The organism is Streptomyces sp. NEAU-YJ-81 (assembly GCF_017592595.1).
GTDB lineage: Bacteria > Actinomycetota > Actinomycetes > Streptomycetales > Streptomycetaceae > Streptomyces > Streptomyces hygroscopicus_B.
In genome coordinates this window covers 109,824-126,462 of record NZ_JAGFNO010000010.1, presented here as the reverse complement: position 1 = coordinate 126,462, position 16,639 = coordinate 109,824, and the positions used below count along the sequence as shown (strand labels likewise).

The 16,639-nt window shown below is 72.1% G+C and carries 19 protein-coding genes; 6 read left to right on the top strand and 13 right to left on the bottom strand.

Features of this window, described 5'->3' with window-relative positions; all coding sequences use genetic code 11:
* Positions 1-62 precede the first annotated feature (62 nt).
* The gene (locus J5X86_RS23065) at positions 63-218 is read left to right on the top strand and encodes a hypothetical protein (RefSeq protein ID WP_165449210.1); all 156 of its coding nucleotides are present in this window, start codon (positions 63-65) and stop codon (positions 216-218) included.
* 21 nt (positions 219-239) lie between these two features.
* On the opposite strand, the gene J5X86_RS23060 is transcribed toward J5X86_RS23065, so the two are convergent.
* From J5X86_RS23060 to J5X86_RS23040, 5 genes are read right to left on the bottom strand one after another with little or no spacing between them, the layout of a single operon-like run.
* On the bottom strand, positions 240-1,700 hold the full coding sequence (locus J5X86_RS23060; protein WP_208518645.1) for a cytochrome P450: 1,461 nt from the start codon (positions 1,698-1,700) through the stop codon (positions 240-242).
* Positions 1,697-2,338 (bottom strand): ATP/GTP-binding protein, encoded by a 642-nt coding sequence (locus J5X86_RS23055; protein ID WP_208518644.1) that lies wholly within the window; start codon positions 2,336-2,338, stop codon positions 1,697-1,699. Before J5X86_RS23055 ends, J5X86_RS23060 begins: the two co-directional genes overlap by 4 nt.
* Positions 2,319-2,681, bottom strand: a complete 363-nt coding sequence (locus J5X86_RS23050; RefSeq protein WP_208518643.1) for a DUF742 domain-containing protein — start codon at positions 2,679-2,681, stop codon at positions 2,319-2,321. The genes J5X86_RS23055 and J5X86_RS23050 overlap by 20 nt, the downstream gene beginning before the upstream one ends.
* Positions 2,678-3,097, bottom strand: coding sequence for a roadblock/LC7 domain-containing protein (locus tag J5X86_RS23045; RefSeq protein ID WP_078639271.1), 420 nt, complete (start codon positions 3,095-3,097; stop codon positions 2,678-2,680). Before J5X86_RS23045 ends, J5X86_RS23050 begins: the two co-directional genes overlap by 4 nt.
* Positions 3,090-4,637, bottom strand: coding sequence for a sensor histidine kinase KdpD (locus J5X86_RS23040; RefSeq protein WP_208518642.1), 1,548 nt, complete (start codon positions 4,635-4,637; stop codon positions 3,090-3,092). Before J5X86_RS23040 ends, J5X86_RS23045 begins: the two co-directional genes overlap by 8 nt.
* Positions 4,638-4,903: 266 nt before the next feature.
* On the opposite strand from J5X86_RS23040, the gene J5X86_RS23035 reads away from it, so the two are divergent.
* A complete protein-coding gene (locus J5X86_RS23035) occupies positions 4,904-5,959 on the top strand; it encodes an NAD(P)-dependent oxidoreductase (RefSeq protein WP_208518641.1) in 1,056 nt (351 codons plus the stop codon).
* A 79-nt stretch (positions 5,960-6,038) separates the two neighbouring features.
* On the opposite strand, the gene J5X86_RS23030 is transcribed toward J5X86_RS23035, so the two are convergent.
* From J5X86_RS23030 to J5X86_RS23000, 7 genes are all read right to left on the bottom strand, one after another.
* Positions 6,039-7,682, bottom strand: a complete 1,644-nt coding sequence (locus J5X86_RS23030) for an alpha/beta hydrolase (protein ID WP_208518640.1) — start codon at positions 7,680-7,682, stop codon at positions 6,039-6,041.
* A 128-nt stretch (positions 7,683-7,810) separates the two neighbouring features.
* Complete coding sequence (locus tag J5X86_RS23025) at positions 7,811-8,683, bottom strand: urease accessory protein UreD (protein WP_243981126.1); 873 nt, start codon at positions 8,681-8,683, stop codon at positions 7,811-7,813.
* A 281-nt stretch (positions 8,684-8,964) separates the two neighbouring features.
* Positions 8,965-9,657, bottom strand: coding sequence for an urease accessory protein UreG (ureG, locus tag J5X86_RS23020; protein ID WP_208518639.1), 693 nt, complete (start codon positions 9,655-9,657; stop codon positions 8,965-8,967).
* Positions 9,658-9,709: 52 nt separating this feature from the next.
* Positions 9,710-10,369: an urease accessory protein UreF gene (locus tag J5X86_RS23015; protein WP_208518772.1), complete on the bottom strand. Its 660-nt coding sequence runs from the start codon at positions 10,367-10,369 to the stop codon at positions 9,710-9,712.
* A gap of 400 nt (positions 10,370-10,769) precedes the next feature.
* A complete protein-coding gene (locus tag J5X86_RS23010) occupies positions 10,770-12,491 on the bottom strand; it encodes an urease subunit alpha (protein ID WP_208518638.1) in 1,722 nt (573 codons plus the stop codon).
* Complete coding sequence (locus tag J5X86_RS23005) at positions 12,484-12,795, bottom strand: urease subunit beta (RefSeq protein WP_208518637.1); 312 nt, start codon at positions 12,793-12,795, stop codon at positions 12,484-12,486. The genes J5X86_RS23010 and J5X86_RS23005 overlap by 8 nt, the downstream gene beginning before the upstream one ends.
* Before the next feature lie 15 nt (positions 12,796-12,810).
* On the bottom strand, positions 12,811-13,113 hold the full coding sequence (locus J5X86_RS23000) for an urease subunit gamma (protein ID WP_014056709.1): 303 nt from the start codon (positions 13,111-13,113) through the stop codon (positions 12,811-12,813).
* A gap of 314 nt (positions 13,114-13,427) precedes the next feature.
* Here J5X86_RS23000 and J5X86_RS22995 point away from each other — a divergent pair, with 314 nt between their 5' ends.
* A complete protein-coding gene (locus J5X86_RS22995; RefSeq protein WP_208518636.1) occupies positions 13,428-14,381 on the top strand; it encodes a M28 family metallopeptidase in 954 nt (317 codons plus the stop codon).
* A 48-nt stretch (positions 14,382-14,429) separates the two neighbouring features.
* Here the strand turns inward: J5X86_RS22995 and J5X86_RS22990 are convergent, their stop codons facing one another.
* Positions 14,430-14,744, bottom strand: coding sequence for a type II toxin-antitoxin system Phd/YefM family antitoxin (locus J5X86_RS22990; RefSeq protein ID WP_208518635.1), 315 nt, complete (start codon positions 14,742-14,744; stop codon positions 14,430-14,432).
* Positions 14,745-14,828: 84 nt separating this feature from the next.
* Here J5X86_RS22990 and J5X86_RS22985 point away from each other — a divergent pair, with 84 nt between their 5' ends.
* From J5X86_RS22985 to J5X86_RS22975, 3 genes are all read left to right on the top strand, one after another.
* Entirely contained in the window at positions 14,829-15,464 is a 636-nt protein-coding gene (locus J5X86_RS22985) for an ATP-dependent Clp protease proteolytic subunit (protein WP_208518634.1), read from the top strand.
* Between the two features lie 5 nt (positions 15,465-15,469).
* Positions 15,470-15,778, top strand: a complete 309-nt coding sequence (locus J5X86_RS22980; RefSeq protein WP_014056705.1) for a hypothetical protein — start codon at positions 15,470-15,472, stop codon at positions 15,776-15,778.
* 351 nt (positions 15,779-16,129) lie between these two features.
* A complete protein-coding gene (locus tag J5X86_RS22975) occupies positions 16,130-16,603 on the top strand; it encodes a C40 family peptidase (protein ID WP_208518633.1) in 474 nt (157 codons plus the stop codon).
* Positions 16,604-16,639 lie beyond the last annotated feature (36 nt).

The following is a 16,639-nucleotide window of genomic DNA, read 5'->3' as shown; positions in this document are numbered from 1 at the left end:
CGGGCCCTGAGCGGCCCGGGTCCTGGCGAAGGGGCGTCAGGACCGCCGTGAGGAGGTCGGGGATGCCCGGATCCGCGAAGACGATGACGGTGGCCACGGTGGGGGGCCTGGTGCTGGTGACGGCCTACACCGTGGCCCTGGGGAGCAACGGCTGGCTGTGGTTCAGCTGGGTGGTGCTCGGCCTGCTGACCGTGGGGGTCGTGGTGGCCCGGGGCTGATCGGCGGGGCCGCCGCCATCCCTAAGGAGCGGATCCCGAGGGCCTGCCGAGCAGCCACCGCCATAACGCCACCCACCACGGGACGCGCCCGGGAGCCGTCGCCTCGGGCCCCCCGGTGGCCGCTTCCGGGGCCTCCTCCGCGGGCAGCCGGCGCGGCCGCGGGGCGAAGATGGTCGCGGAGGGGTCCTCCGTGCTCTCCGACTCGGGGCGCCGGGGCATGAACTCCACCGGCAGCGCCACGAGATGGCGGGAGATCCAGGACGAGAGCCAGGTCAGCTCGGACTCGTCGACGGCCAGCCGCAGATCGGGCAGCCGCAGCAACAGGGTGTCGATGGCGGTGTCCGTGATGGCGCGGCCGATGTCCTGCCCCGGGCATTCATGGGGGCCGCCGCTGAAGGCGAGATGGGACCGGTTGCCATACATCGGCGCCGCGATGTCGGGGCGGATGGCCGGGTCGACGTTTCCGGCGGCCAGCCCCAGCAGCAGCATGTCCCCGGCCTTGATCCGCTGACCGCCCAGTTCGGTGTCGCCGGTGGCCCAGCGGCCGGGGACGACCGTGAGCGGGGGCTCGTTCCACAGCACATGCTCGATGGCGTCCGGCAGGGTCATATGGCCACCGGCCAGGGAGGCGCGGAAGCGCGGGTCGGTGAGGACCATGCGCAGCGTGTTGGCCATCAGATTGGTGGTGGTCTCATTGCCGGTGAGCAGTACCAGCCGCAGATGCTGGACCACCTCCTCCTCGGTGAGGCCGGAGGGGTGGGCCAGCAGCCAGGACGCCAGATCCTCGCCGGGCTCCGCGCGTCTGCGTTCCACCAGGCCCTGGAGGGCGCCGGTGACATACGCGTCGCTGCGCAGGGCCGTCTCGGTGCCCTTCATCAGGTCCCGGGTGGCCTCGACCAGCCGCGGGCCGTACTCGTCGGGCATGCCCAGCAGTTGGGTGAGGACGAGCATGGGCAGTTGCTGGGCGAAGGCGGTGACCAGTTCGGCGCCCCCGTCGGCGCAGAAGTCGTTGACCAGCTGATGGGTGAAGCGGGTGACGTGGCGGCGGATCCCCCGGCGGTCCAGGCGCCCCATGGACTCGGTGAGCGCGGCCCGCAGCCGCTCGTGCTCGTCGCCGTCGGCGAAGGTGCACATGGGCTGCCATCCGACCACCGGCAGCAGGGGCGAGTCGGCGGTGATCCTCCCGTCCTTCCAGGCGTGCCAGTGGCGGGAGTCGCGGGAGAAGCGGGAGGGGGTGCGGGACACCTCCAGGTTCTCGCGGTAGCCCAGCAGCAGCCAGGCCGGTATGCCACCGTCGAGCACGATCGGGGCCACCGGGCCGTGCTCGGCGCGCAGCCGCTCGTACAGGCCCATCGGGTCCTTCTCGTTCTCGGGCCCGAGGAGGTCCACCAGGCCGGCGTCGGACAGCGCGGGGTGGACGGGGCACCGGGTGGGCGGCAGGTCGGCCGTCCCGGTGCCGGGGTCGTCGGGATGAGAGGTCACGGTGTCTCCGGGGTCACGGTGTGAAGGGATTGCAGATGGCGCACGAGGGTGAGGAGAGTGTCACGGCTGGAGGCCCGGTCGCGGGCATCGCAGTCGATCATCGGTACGGAGTCGGGCAGATCCATGGCGGCGCGCAGCTCCGCGATGGGGTGGACGGGGGCTTCGGGGAACACGTTGACCGCGACCACGAAGGGCACACCGCGCTCCTCGAGCCGCCCGACCGCGTCGAAGCTGACCTCCAGACGGCGGGTGTCGATCAGGACCACGGCACCGAGGGCGCCCTCGAAGAGGCCGTTCCACAGGAACCAGAACCGCTCCTGGCCGGGGGTGCCGAACAGATAGAGCACCAGCCGTTCGTTGAGGCTGATCCGGCCGAAGTCCATCGCGACGGTGGTCTCGGTCTTGCGCTCGATCCCGGCGATGTCGTCGACGCCGACCCCGGCCTGGGTCATGGTCTCCTCGGTGGTCAGCGGGCGGATCTCGCTCACCGAGCCGACCATGGTCGTCTTGCCGACCCCGAAGCCTCCGACGATCACCACCTTGACGGCGGCGGCCGCGGAGGCCGGGAGGGTGTCCTCGCTGCGCGGTCCGACGATTTCCTCGGCTTCCTCGGCTTCCTCAGAGTTTCTGTAGTCCATGCATCACCGCCTGCAGCAGTTCGGGGTCGGGCAGCACGGCTGCCGGGACCGGCGCCCTGGCCTCCACCCGGCCGTCCCCCAGCAGCTCCGCGAGGATCACGGTGACGGTGGAGACGGGCAGGACCAGGTACGCGGAGATCTCCGCCACCGAAAGGGGGAACGGGCACATCCGCAGCACGGTGGCGGCCTCGGGGGCCATCCCCGGCTCCGGTTCGGCGCGCGCCACGATCAGGCTGACGAGTTCGACGGGCCGCTGCCGGGGTTCGTGCGGGGCGCGGCCCCGGCTGACGGTGTAGAGCCGCTCGGGCCCGCCCTCGTCCCACGCCTTGGCGGGCTCGCTCATGTCATCCGGCCGTCGACGCGCGGCGGACTGCTGAGGTGTTCGCCGAGCCGTGCGACCAGGTCTCTCATGCACTGGCCCATCAGCCCGGCGTCCACGCTGTCCTCGGCGAGCACCGCCAGATACGAGCTGACGCCGGCCGCCATCAGATAGAAGAAGCCGCCGTCGACCTCGATGACGACCAGCCGCATCCGCCCGTCCCCCTCGGGGAATTCGGTGGCGATCGCACCGGAGAGGCTCTGCAGCCCGGCGCAGGCGGCGGCCAGCCGGTCGGCGGTGTCCTTGTCCGTACCGACCTGGGCCATGCACAGGCCGTCCGAGGACAGCAGGACCACGTGGCGGGTCTGCGGAACGCTGGAGGCCAGGTCCCGGAGCATCCAGTCCATGTTGAACCGCGGTTGCGTCACTTGCCTACTCATCCTTGTCCGACGGGAGCGGGGTGTTCGAGGTATCCGGGGTGCCGGGGGATTTCCGGGTGTCCGGGGCGGCGGCACCGGCGTCCGCCGCCGGGATCGGCTCGCCGTTGAGCCCCTTGGTGAAGGCGTCCAGCCAGATCCCCGGCTGCACGGGCGGCCCGGCCGGTTCGCGGGACACGGGGGGCGCCGCCGAGGGCCCGGAATCGACCCTGATGGGCGGGTTGACCATGGGCATCCGGCGGCGGCGCTGCGGGAGTCCGGCGCCGTTCTGCCGGAAGCCGGGGCCGGGGCGGCCCTGCACGATCGGGCTGGTGCGGGTGGGCGACGGCAGGGGCGTGGCCCGCTTGATGGGCTTGGGCGGGGGCAGTTTGGCCGCGCGGGCGATCGCGCCGCCGGGGGCGGGGGTGGGGCAGATGATGTCCTGCGGTACGACCAGCACCGCGCGCACCCCGCCGTACGCCGAGGGCCGCAGCGAGACCTGGAACCGGTACTTCACGGCGAGCCGGCCGACCACGGCCAGACCGAGCCGCGGTGTCTCGCCCAGGTCGTTGAGGTCGAATCCGGTCGCCGCCTGGACCAGCACCGCGTCGGTGCGTCTGCGCGCTTCCTCCGACAGGCCGACCCCGGCGTCCTCGATCTCGATCGCGACCCCGGACTGGACCTCGATCGCGGTCAGATGTACCCGGGTCTTGGGCGGCGAGTAGCGGGTGGCGTTGTCCAGCAGTTCGGCGAGGGCGTGGATCAGCGGCTCCACCGAGGGCCCGACGATGGCGACGTCCGCCACCGAGTGCAGATCCACCCGCTCGTACTCGAGGATGCGGGACATGGCGCCGCGGCAGACGTTGAACAGCGGCACCTCCTTCTGCCACTGGCGGCCCGGGCGCTGACCGCCGAGGACCGCGATGGAGTCCGCCAGCCGGCCGATGAGGGCGTTGCCGTGGTCCAGGTGGAGCAGGTCCTCGAAGACGTCCGGGTCGGCGCCGTGCTTGTCCTCCATCTCCCGCATGTCCTGGGCCTGTTGGTGGACGATGGCCTGCACCCGGCGGGCGATGTTGACGAAGGCCCGCTGGCCCGCGTCCCTGAGGTCCTCCTCGGCCCGCACGGCTTCCAGCACCGACCGCAGCAGAAGCTCGTGGGCGGCGTCGAAGTCCGGGTCGAGGCGGGGCGCGTGGTCGATGGCCCGCATCGCCTCGTCCACCATGGCGCCGCGCTGCAGCCGGGTCACCGCCACGGGCAGCAGCTCCCGGGCCAGCCGCCGGATCGCCGTCTCCTGGTCCACCAGGCGCTGCCGCAGCCCGGTCTCCTGGGCCGTGAGCCGGGTGCGCAGTGTGGTGATCAGCCGGCCGCGGCGCATCGCCTCGGCCGCCGCCAGGGCCACCGCGAACGTCGCCGCCACCCCGCACCAGGCGACCGTGGCCCGCGCCCCGGACGGGACCACGACGACGGCCAGCGCCGCGCAGAACGCCATCGCGGCGGGAGGGATGACCCATACGAGCGTGGAGGCGGGCCGTCGGCCTCCGGATGAGGTGCCGGCGAAAACCATGGACATCCTTAAAAACAGCGAAGAGAAAGTGCGTGCGAAATACGGGCGATGAGCCAGCCCGTCATGGGCCCTGGAGCTTAGCGGTTTCACCGACGCGCGAATCGAATATGCCTTTTTCTTCGAAATGCATCACGGTGAATTCAGAGAGCGCGAAAAAGCGATCATCTTGTACTCACCGTTTGACCGTGAATGATCGCTCCACGGGCGAATCTGCTCGTGGCGAAGGAGTCTGGGCAGTGTGGCGGCCGGGCCCGTAGCGTCCCGGCATGACCACTGGCAGCGCATGTGTGATCGGGGCGACGGGGCAGATCGGCCGGGCGGCGGTACGCGCGCTCGCCGCCGAGGGATGGCGGGTGCGGGCCGCCTCGCGAGGCGGGGGCCGCGACGAGAGCTGGCCCGCGTCCGTGGTGAGCGTGGCGGTGGACCGGGACGACGACGCCGCGGTGGCCGCGCTGATCGGGGACGGCTGCGATGTGGTGCTGGACTGCGTCGCCTACGGGCAGGCGCACGCACGCCAGTTGCTGGGGCTCGCGGACCGCATCGGATCGGCGGTGGTGATGTCCACCGGGGCGGTGTACGAGGACGACCAGGGCCGGGGCTTCGGGACCCAGGACCGGCTGGACGGCGCCCCGCGCTATCCGGTGCCGCTCCCCGAGTCCCAGCGGACCGTCCCGCCGGGCGAGGGCTACGGCAGCCGGAAGGTCGCGCTGGAGCGGGAGCTGCTGGCCGCCGGGGACCGGCTGCCGACGACCGTGCTGCGCGCGGGGGCGATCCACGGCCCGTACTGCCGTACGCCCCGTGAGCTGTACTTCGTCAAACGGGCGCTGGACGGGCGGCCGGTGCGGATCCTGGCGTACGGCGGCCGCAGCCGGTTCCATCCGGTGCATGTCGACAACATCGCGGAGCTGGTGCGGCTGGCCGCCCATCGGCCCGGTTCACGGGTGCTCAACGCGGGCGATCCGCAGGCTCCGACGGTCGCCGACATCGCCACCGCCGTGGACGCGGTGCTGGGGACGCGCGGCGAGCTGGTGCTGATCGACGGGGAGCCGCCGCATCCGCATATCGGCAGCACCCCCTGGAGCCTGGCCCACCCGCTCGTCTACGACATGTCCGCGGCCGAACGGGAGTTGGGCTACCGCCCGGTGACCGGCTATACGGAATCGCTGCCGACGACCGTCGCCTGGCTGGCGGACCGGCTGGCGGCCACCCCGGACTGGCGCACGGCCTTCCCCGACATGGCGGCCGCCTACGACCCGATGGCCGATCTGTTCGACTACGCGGCCGAGGACGCGTGGCTGCGGAGCGGCGGATACGCGCCCTGATCACTTCGGGGGAAAACGGCGCCGGGCCCGTGCGAGGAACGCACGGGCCCGGCCCTTCACCACATACCGCTTTCGTCGACTACTTGACGAGGGCGGCTGCCTCCTTGGCGGCCTTCGCGTCCTTCGCGGACGCACCCGACTTCGCGGGCACCGGCGTGGCGTGCGGAGCGCAGGTCACGTCCTTGGCGTCCACCGTGCCCTTGAGCAGGTAGGCGTCCACCCGGTCGTTGACACACGGGTTGACCAGACCGGTGACCCCATGCGAACCGGCGTCCTTCTCGGTGACCAGACGCGAACCCTTCAGCCGCTTGTGCAGCTCCACCGCGCCCTCGTACGGGGTCGCGGCGTCCCGGGTGCTCTGCACGATCAGCGTCTTGGGCAGCCCCTTGGCGGCCCCCACCTCGAGCGGGGTGTGCTGCTTGGCACCCCAGGTGGCGCACGGCAGGTTCATCCAGGCGTTGGACCAGGTCAGGAAGGGGTAGTCGCGGTGGAGCCGGGTGTTGTCCCGGTCCCACTTCGCCCAACTGGTCGGCCACTTGGTGTCGGCGCACTCGACGGCGGTGTAGACGGCGTTGCCGTTCTCCGAGGCGATGTTGCCCGCGGTGTCGGACATGTCCGGGCCCGCGGCCTCGACCAGCGCCTTCTCATCGCCGGCGAGGTAGTCGCTCCACACCTGGGCGACGGTGGCCCACGACGAGTCGTAGTACGGAGCGCTCTGGAAGAGCCCGAGCAGCTCGGCCGGGCCCACGACCCCGCCGATGGGGCTCTTCTTGGCGGCCGCGCGCAGCGTCTCCCACTGCTTCTGGACCTTCGCGGGGGTGTCGCCGATGTGGTAGGCGGCGTCGTTCTTGGCGACCCACGCCTTCCAGTCGTTCCAGCGCATCTCGAAGGCGACGTCCTGGTCCAGGTTGGCCTGGTACCAGATCTTCTCCCGCGAGGGGTTGACCACGCTGTCCACGATCAGCCGGCGCACATGGGTCGGGAAGAGCGTCGCGTAGACGCCCCCGATGTACGTTCCGTAGGACACGCCCAGGTAGTTGAGCTTCTTGTCGCCGAGCGCGGCCCGGATGACGTCGATGTCACGGGCGGTGTTGGGCGTCGTCATCTGCGGCAGCATCCAGCCGCTGCGCTCCTTGCAGCCCTCGGCGTACTCCCGGGCCAGCTTGCGCTGGACGCGCTTGTCCGCCTCGCTGCCCGGCACCGGGTCCAGCTTCGGGGCCTTGACGTACTCCTGCGGGTCCACGCAGGAGATGGCCGTGGAGTGGCCCACCCCGCGCGGGTCGAAGCCGACGAAGTCGTACGCCTTCGAAGTCTTCGTCCACAGCGGGTTCTTGGTGGTGACCCGGGTCGGGAAGCGAAGCCCGGAGCCGCCGGGCCCGCCCGGGTTGTAGATCAGCGAACCCTGCCGCTCGGAGGCGGACCCGGTGTTGCCGATCCGGTCCACCGCGAGCTTGATGGTGCGGCCGTTCGGCTTGGCGTAGTCGAGCGGGACGGTGACATAGCCGCACTGGATGGGCTTCGCCAGCCCCCAGTCGGCCGGGCAGTCCGTCCAGTCGATGCCCTTCTTCGCGGCCTTGGCCGCGGCCACCGCCACGCCACGCGCCTCGGCGGCCCCACCGGGCGTCCGCTCCGAGGCCCCAGCCGTGGGGGCGGCCAGCGCACCGGTTATCAGCGCCCCGGTGATCACACCACCGGCCACGCCGAAGAGTGCTGTGCGTCTCACGTAGTAATCCCCCTGCTTAGTTGCGCCGCCTGGAGCGGCGATGATCACAGAGTGTCAGGCAGGATTCTTCTGTCTTGCTTACCGCCGAGTACAGGGCAAACCGCCGTTTCTTTATCAAGACGTGAACATCAGCCCACGGCCGCGACCGCCTCATCGAGGGCGCGACGGAGGTGGAGCGCGTCCGGGGCCACGACGGTGGCCAGGGCGGCCGGGCCGGCCAGGGGCGTGAGAACGGCGGTCCCGGTGAGCGCGCGGGGCACGACGGGGCCGGTGGCGTAGGACGGGTCGACGACGAGGAGCTGGCCCACCGCGCGGTGGCCGCCGAGTACCGCGCCGCCGTCCCAGCCGGGGGCGCCGGGGCCGTACGAGAGCTCCTGGTCGAGGAGGGGGCCCCCGGCGCGATGGACGGTGAGGCGGGCGGTCAGATGGCCCGGGGATTCGCCGGTGCGGCCCAGGATCTGCTCCTCGCGGAGCACCAGGCGGGCGGTGGGGGCGAGTTCGACACGGGTGGTCATGCGCAGATCGCTGCCCTGGGCGGAGATCAGGGGCTCGGGCAGCCAGTGCAGGGTCGCACCGTCGGCGACGGTCAGCCGGATCTCGTAGTGGGCGGGCCGGCCCGTCCGCCCGGGCAGGGCGATGGTGGCCGCGGCGGAACCGATGTACAGCCGGGCGCCCGGTCCGGCCGTCACCTCCAGGGCGATCCGGTCCCCGCCGAGGGGCGCGCTCATGGCCCCGACCACGGTGACACGCGCCTCCCCGCCCACCGCCCGGGTGCGCCGCAGGGCAAGCGGCCCGTCCCCGGCGAGGACGGGCAGCACGGTACCGCCACGCCCATCCGCCTCGGCGACGATGCGGGCGGTGGCCTGTAGGGCGGTGCTCGGGGTGGCGGGGATACCGGGGGCGGCCGGGGTGCCGGGCGCGCCCGGGGTAGCGGGGGTGCCTGGGGCGCCTGGGGCGGCCGGTGTAGCGAGGGTGCCCTTCGTGCCGAGGGTGCCCGGCATAGCGGAGACGCCCGATGTACCGGGGGTGGCCTTCGTACCTGAGGTGCCCGACGTACCAGAGGTGCCCGACGTACCAGAGGTGCCCGACGTACCAGAGGCGCCCGACGTACCGGGGGCGGCCTTCGTACCTGAGGTGCCCGGGGCGCGCCCGTTGTCCGGGGTTTCCCGCGCCGAGCCGCACCCGGACGTCCGCGGCGTGGGATGCGGCCGTGCCCCGCCCGATGCGGCCGGACCGCCCGCCCACGGCGGCTCCGCGCGGGCCGCCGCGTCCTGGGCGGGCGTCATGCCGCCGCCGTCCAGGCGGCCAGGCGTGCGCGGACCCAGTCGGCGATGGGGCGGACGCCGTCCTCGGCGACCAGGGAGGTGAAGGCGACGGGGAGTTCACCGCGCTGGGCCTTGGCGTCGCGGGCCATGCGCTCCAGGTCGGAGCCGACGTACGGGGCGAGGTCGGTCTTGTTGACCACGAGCAGATCGGCGGTGGTCACGCCGGGGCCGCCCTTACGGGGGATGTCGTCGCCGCCCGCGACATCGATGACGAACACCTGCGCGTCGACCAGGCCCTTGGAGAAGGTCGCGGTGAGGTTGTCGCCGCCGGACTCGACGAGGATCAGATCGAGCGGGCCCACGGTCTCCTCGAGCTCCTCGACCGCCTCCAGGTTGGCGGAGATGTCGTCGCGGATGGCGGTGTGCGGGCAGGCGCCGGTCTCCACGGCGGTGATGCGCTCGGCCGGCAGTACGGCGTTGCGCAGCAGGAACTCGGCGTCCTCGCGGGTGTAGATGTCATTGGTGACGACGGCGATGGAGAGCTGGTCGCGCAGCGCCCGGCACAGCGCCGCGACGGTCGCGGTCTTGCCCGAGCCCACCGGTCCGCCGAGGCCGATGCGCAGCGCCCGGCGGGTGCCGTCGGGGCGGTGGGGGTCGGCGGCGCCGTAGGTGTGGCGCGGGGGGTAGGTGTCCGCGTGGTCGAGATGCATGACGGCTCCGGTGTTCCAACGGGGTGCGGGGGGATACGGGTCGCTGCCTCGGTTATGAGGCGAAGAGACGTACGGACCAGGTGGCGTGCTGTTCGGCGGCGATGTCGAGCAGGGGCGCGGAGGCGGCGGGCAGCGCGCCCGGGCCCTCGTCGAGGGCGCACCGAGCCGCCTCGGCGGCCCGGGCCGCGACCTGGTCGAGCTCGGGGGCGAGGCGGGCGAGGACGGCCGTGGCGTCGAAGGGGTCCAGGCTCAGCAGCCGTACGGCGGCGGTCGCGGGCCCGCTCACCGCCTCGTACCCGGCGGCGTACGCGGCGTCCTGCGGCCCGAGTCCGGCGGCGCGCGCGACGAGTCCCAACACCACGGGCTGATGCGCCCCACGCGGCCGGGCGGCGGCCAGGGCGTCCAGCTCGGGCGACGGCCAGGTGGCACGGGCGGCGCGCATCAACTGGCGGCCGAGCCGCCGGGCGGTGGTGCGCAGCGCGGGGACGGGGGTACGGGCGTCCGCCGCCTCGTCCAGCGCGAGCGGGTCGAGCCCGGCGGCGGCCGCGGCGGCGAGTCCGGCCGCGGTGAGCCCGGCGGTGTGCAACCGGCCCCGGCAGAACGCCTCCAGGGAGGCCGCATCGCGGATCCGACCCGCCGCGACGGCGGCCTCGGCCCCACCGGAGTGGGCATGGCCTCCGGCCGGGAACCGACCATCGGCGAGGACAAGCAGCGCGGCGACCCCACCCCGGGCTCCGCCCCGGACCTCGCCGGGCGCCTCACCCCGAACCCCGCCGGGGATGCCGCCCCGAACCCCACCATGAGCTTCGCCCTGAGCCCCACCACCGACTTCACCCCGGACCCCACCGGGGGCCACATCCCCGGCCCCGGGACCCCCTTGCGTGCCCCGTCGCCCCGCCCCCGCCGCTCGCCCGGCAGGTATGCCTTCCGCCGCCTGGCGGGCCTGATGCGGCCTGTCCGGCGGCGGGTTGCCGGGGGTCCAGGGGGCGGCGCCCCCTGGTTGCGGGAAGGGGCGGGGTTGGGGAAAGCCCGCCGGCGGCCCACCCGTGGCCGGACCGCGGCCGTCCCGGGGCGTGGGCGGCGGGATCTCGTTCGTGGTCATGACGGGCCCGTCAGAAGAGGAAGTACCGCTGGGCCATGGGGAGTTCCGCCGCCGGGGCGGGTTCCACGGGCTCGCCGTCGATCGTCACCGTGAACGTGTCGGGGTCGACCTCGACCCGCGGCAGAGCGTCGTTCTCCCGCATGTCCGCCTTGGTGACCCCTCGGGTGGAGCGGATCGGGGCGAACCGCTTGCGGAGGTCCAGCCGGTCCACCAGCCCGTCGTCCAGCGCCGCCTGGGTCACGAAGTTGACCGAGCCCGTGGCCGCCGCGCGGCCGAGCGCGCCGAACATGGGGCGCGGCAGGACCGGCTGCGGGGTCGGGATGGAGGCGTTGGCGTCGCCCATCTGCGCGTAGGCGATCTGTCCGCCCTTGATCACCAGTTGCGGTTTGACGCCGAAGAACGCGGGGTCCCACAGCACGAGATCGGCCAGCTTCCCGGTCTCGATGGAGCCGATCTCCCCGTCGAGGCCCTGGGCCACCGCCGGATTGATGGTGTATTTGGCGACATAGCGACGTGCCCGGTGGTTGTCGGCGCGGCCGTCGCCGGGGAGGGCTCCGCGCCGCCGCTTCATCACATGCGCGGTCTGCCAGGTGCGCAGCACCACCTCGCCGATCCGTCCCATGGCCTGGGAGTCGGAGGAGATGATCGAGATGGCGCCGAGGTCGTGCAGTATGTCCTCGGCGGCTATGGTGCTGGGCCGGATGCGGGACTCGGCGAAGGCGAGGTCCTCGGGGACGGCCGGGTTGAGGTGGTGGCAGACCATCAGCATGTCGAGGTGTTCCTCGACGGTGTTGACGGTGTGCGGGCGGGTCGGATTGGTGGAGCTGGGCAGCACGTTCGGCTGGGAGACCACGGTGATGATGTCGGGTGCGTGCCCGCCGCCCGCACCCTCGGTGTGATATGCGTGGACGGAGCGCCCGGCGATGGCGGCGAGGGTGTCGCCGACGAAGCCCGCCTCGTTGAGGGTGTCGGTGTGGATGGCGAGCTGGGCGCCGCTCTCCTCGCAGACACCGAGGCAGGCGTCGATGGCGGCGGGGGTCGCCCCCCAGTCCTCATGGATCTTGAATCCGAGGGCTCCGCCGCGCAGTTGGGACCACATCGCCTCGCGCGAGACGGTGTTGCCCTTGCCGAGCAGTCCGATGTTGACCGGATATCCCTCCAACGCCTCGAACATCCGGGCGAGATGCCAGGGACCGGGGGTGATGGTGGTCGCCTTGGTGCCCTCGGCGGGGCCGGTGCCGCCGCCGACGAGGGTGGTGATCCCGGAGCAGAGCGCCTGGTCGACGAGGGTCGGGGAGATGAAGTGGACATGGGCGTCGATGGCGCCCGCGGTGAGGATCCTGCCGTTGCCCGCGATGACCTCGGTCTCGGGCCCGATGACGAGGTCGGGGTGGACGCCGTCCATGGTGTCGGGGTTCCCGGCCTTGCCGATGCCGGTGATACGGCCGTCACGCAGGCCGATATCCGCCTTGACGACGCCCCAGTGGTCGAGCACGACGGCGCCGGTGATCACGGTGTCGGGGGTGCCCTCGGCGCGGCTGGCGCGGGACTGGCCCATGGATTCGCGGATCACCTTGCCGCCGCCGAAGACCGCCTCGTCCCCGGCCCGGCCGGGCCCGCCGCTGCGGTCCTCCTCGATCTCGATGAACAGGTCGGTGTCGGCGAGCCGGATACGGTCCCCGGTGGTGGGGCCGAAGAGATCGGCGTACGCCGCGCGGTGGAGCTCAGTCATCGAGCCGTCCTCCCGTCTCCCCGCGCAGCCCCGGCACGATCCGCTCCCCCGCGATCGGGATCAGGGCGACCTCGACGGGGATGCCCGGTTCGAAGCGCACGGCGGTGCCCGCGGCGATATTCAGCCGCTTGCCGCGGGCGGCGGCGCGGTCGAAGTCGAGGCCGGGGTTGGCCTCGGCGAAGTGGTAGTGGGAGCCGATCTGGACGGGCCGGTCGGCGGCGTTGAGCACGGTGAGACGGGTGACGGGCCGCCCCTCGTTGAGGGTCACCGGCTCATCGGCGTGGAGGATCTCTCCGGGGATCACGGATACGCCCTCCCGTCAGGCGATCGGCTGATGGACGGTGACCAGCTTGGTGCCGTCGGGGAAGGTGGCCTCGACCTGGACGTCGTGGAGCATCTCGGGGACGCCCTCCATGACCTCGTCGCGGGTGAGCACCTGGCGGCCGGAGGCCATCAGCTCGGCGACGCCGCGGCCGTCGCGGGCCCCCTCCAGGATGTGGGCGGTGATCAGCGCCGTCGCCTCGGGGTGGTTGAGGAGCACGCCCCGGGCCCGTCGCTTCTCGGCCACGTCGGCGGCCACATGGATGAGCAGACGTTCCTGCTCATGTGGGGTCAATTGCATGCTTCCCACCTCATCCTCGTCCTGCCCGGCGGAAACCACCCGCCCAGCACGTCCGGGGCGGCTCGCACCCGGCCTGGGCAGGCTAGTTCCGTGGCGTTTCGTCAGCGTTAACTGATCAGTCCCCATCACCGCTGGTCAAGCGGGTCGGGCGGGTCTCGGACACGCTCCGGCCCCGCACCCGATTTCCGCTCGGCGGACCCCTGTGTCCGCCTATCGCACTTGACGGCCCCGCCGCGTACCCCCGATTCTCATGACCGCACCACCATGATTCACCTGCTCCGCTCCAACCCCCCACATCACAACGGAGCCCAACTGTGAAGCGAATAGTGTCATTTCGCCGCGGAACCCTCGCGGCGGCAACCGGTGCCGCGCTCACCGCGGCCCTGCTGACCGGCGCCTCCGGCGCCGAGGCCACCATCAACAACCAGGCCGCGGCCCCCGACGTGGACGTCGCGGCGGTCAAGGCCGACCTGGGCGAACTGCAGTCCATCGCGGACGCCAACGGCGGCAACCGCGCCCATGGCCAGCCCGGCTACCAGAAGTCCGTGGACTTCATCAAGGGCAAGCTGGACGCGGCCGGATTCACCACCTCCGTCCAGGAGTTCACCTCCGGCGGCACAAAGGGCTACAACCTCATTGCCGACTGGAAGGGCGGCTCCGAGGACAAGGTCGTGATGGCCGGATCGCATCTCGACTCGGTCGAGGCCGGCCCCGGCATCAACGACAACGGTTCCGGCTCGGCCGCGATCCTCGAGGTCGCGCTCGCCGTGGCCAAGGCCGACCTCCAGCCCACCAAGCACCTGCGGTTCGCCTGGTGGGGCGACGAGGAGGACGGCATGGTCGGCTCGACGCACTACGTCGACAGCCTGGCCGACGACGACAAGTCGAAGATCGACTCCTACCTCAACTTCGACATGCTCGGCTCCCCCAACCCGGGCTACTTCGTCTATGACGACGACCCCGAGCTGGAGAAGGTCTTCACCGACTGGTACGCCGCGAAGGACATCTCCACCGACCCGGAGACCGAGGGCGACGGCCGCTCGGACCACGCCCCGTTCAAGGACGCGGGAGTGCGGGTCGGCGGTCTGTTCACCGGCGCCGAGGCCACCATGAGCCAGGAGCAGGCCGACAAGTGGGGCGGCAAGGCGGGCGAGGCGTTCGACCCGTGCTACCACTCCGCCTGCGACAAGACGTCGAACATCGACGACAAGGCGCTGGACCTGAACACCGACGCCATCGCCAACGCGATCTGGACGCTCAGCTCCTGACGAGCGTCCCAGCACCCGACCGGCGCTGAGCCGGTCCTGTCCCGTCCGTCACTCCTCGCGGCCCGGACGCCGATCCCCGGCGTCCGGGCCGTTGTGTTCCGCCGCGATGCCGAAGCGCCGCCGTTCGCCCGGAGCGGACGAGGTGGGGCGCGTCGATGACACGGTACTGATCACCTGCTCCTCCGCGCGCTCCGCCGCGTCCGCCTCGATCTCCTCCAGCCGCTGCAGGTCAGCGGCGGAAACCAGGGCGACAAGCGGCTTCCCGTGGCGCGTGACGACCACCCTCTCGCCGCCGTACACCACGCGGTTGATCAGCTCCGCGAGCTCTGCACGGGCTTGCGTCACCGGAATCTCGTAAGCCATGCTCCCATCATATCGGGATGTACATCCTGTACATTTTTTACGGAGCCAAGCCAACGACGCCCGACGACGCCGAGAGGTGACGCGATGGAACGATCGACCGCGCGCTATGTCCTGCCCGAGTTGACCGAGCGCACCAGCTCGGGGACGCACACCATGGACCCGTACTCCAAGCTGCTCTCCGAGCGCATCGTCTTCCTCGGCACCCCCATCGACGACACCGCCGCCAACGATGTGATCGCGCAGCTGATCCATCTCGAGCACGCCGCGCCCGACCAGGACATCTCGCTCTACATCAACTCGCCCGGCGGCTCGTTCGGGGCCATGACGGCGGTCTACGACACCCTGCACTTCATCTCCTGCGACATCGAGACGATCTGCCTGGGCCAGGCCGCCTCGGCGGCCGCCGTGCTGCTGGCCGCCGGTACCCCGGGCAAGCGGCTGGCCCTGCCGGGGGCGCGGATCCTCATCCACCAGGCCGCGTTCGCCGAGCCGGTCGAGGGCACCACCTCCGATCTCGAGATCCAGGCCAATGAGCTGCGGCGCACCCAGGAGACGCTCGAGCAGATGCTGGTGCGGCACACCGGCCAGAGCGCCGAGCGGATCCGGGTCGATATCGACCGCGACAAGATCTTCGACGCCGAGGGCGCGGTGGCGTACGGGCTGGTGGACAAGGTCACTCAGAGCCGTAAGCGGCCGGGCGCGCCGCTGCGGGCGAGGTGAGCGCGGTGCTGCCACCGGAGCTGCCCCCGCTGCCCGCGCTCACCCGCGCCGAGGGGAGCGTCGTGGACGGCTATCTGGACGTGGTCGATCTGCTGGGCCGGATCAACCCGGCGCGCGGCCGCGACACCTACGGCGGTCTGCGGGCCGCCCAGGCCCTGGTGGGGAAGGCCACCGCGCTGCGGGACGCGCTGGCGCTGATGCATGAACGCGGGGAGAGCGAGCTGCACACCGCGACCCTGGCCCGGGCGCTGCGGGTGCTGGACGGGGAGCGGCGCGCGGAGCGGGTCACGCTGCCCCCGGCACTGCGCGCCTGAGACTCGCCGGGAGCGCGGGAGCGTCGTCCGTCGGGGGCACGGAGCCGTCGTCCGTCGGGGGCGTAGAGCCGTCGCCCGAACGGCGGAGCGGGATTCCGGCGGCCCGGGCGGGGCCGGCTTGCGGCCCGGGGCCCTGCCCCCGTCCGCCCCACCGCGCCTCGGCACGGCCGTTCGCGCAGGTCACGGACGTGGGGCGGGGCGGCCGGCACCACCCGAACGGCCCTGCCGTGACCACCGTCACACCGCGCCCTCTCGACTCGGAACCGGCGGCGCGGCTGCGTGACCATCCCAGGGAGGACAGGACTCCGCCACCACACCGGGGCGGGGTCGGCCCACGAAGGGTGGCGCGTGATGTCTGCGCACATACGTATCCCCAGGATGTTCTCGCGAGCGAGTGCCGTCTCCGCCCTCACCGTCGCCGCCGTGGGGGGCACCGTGGCGACGCCGGGGTATCCACCGGAGGCCGAGGCCGCGACCGTCGCGGCCAAGGCGCTGCGGATCGCGGCGTCGAAGAAGGGCGCGCCGTACAAGTACGGCGCGCAGGGGCCGAAGCGCTTCGACTGCTCCGGGCTGACGCAGTACGCCTACAAGCGGGCCGGGAAGCGGCTGCCGCGCACCGCGGCCGCGCAGTACAACCGGACCCGCCACATCAAGGCCGGTTCCCGCAAGGGCGGGGACCTGGTGTTCTTCCACTCCGGGAGCGGGGTCTACCACGTCGGCGTGTACGCGGGCGGCGGCCGGATCTGGCACGCTCCCAAGACCGGCACGGTGGTGCGGCTGGAGCGGATCTGGACCAAGAAGGTCTGGTACGGACATGTGCGCTGACCCGCCGTAGGTGTCAGTGACCGTGGGTAGGTTGAC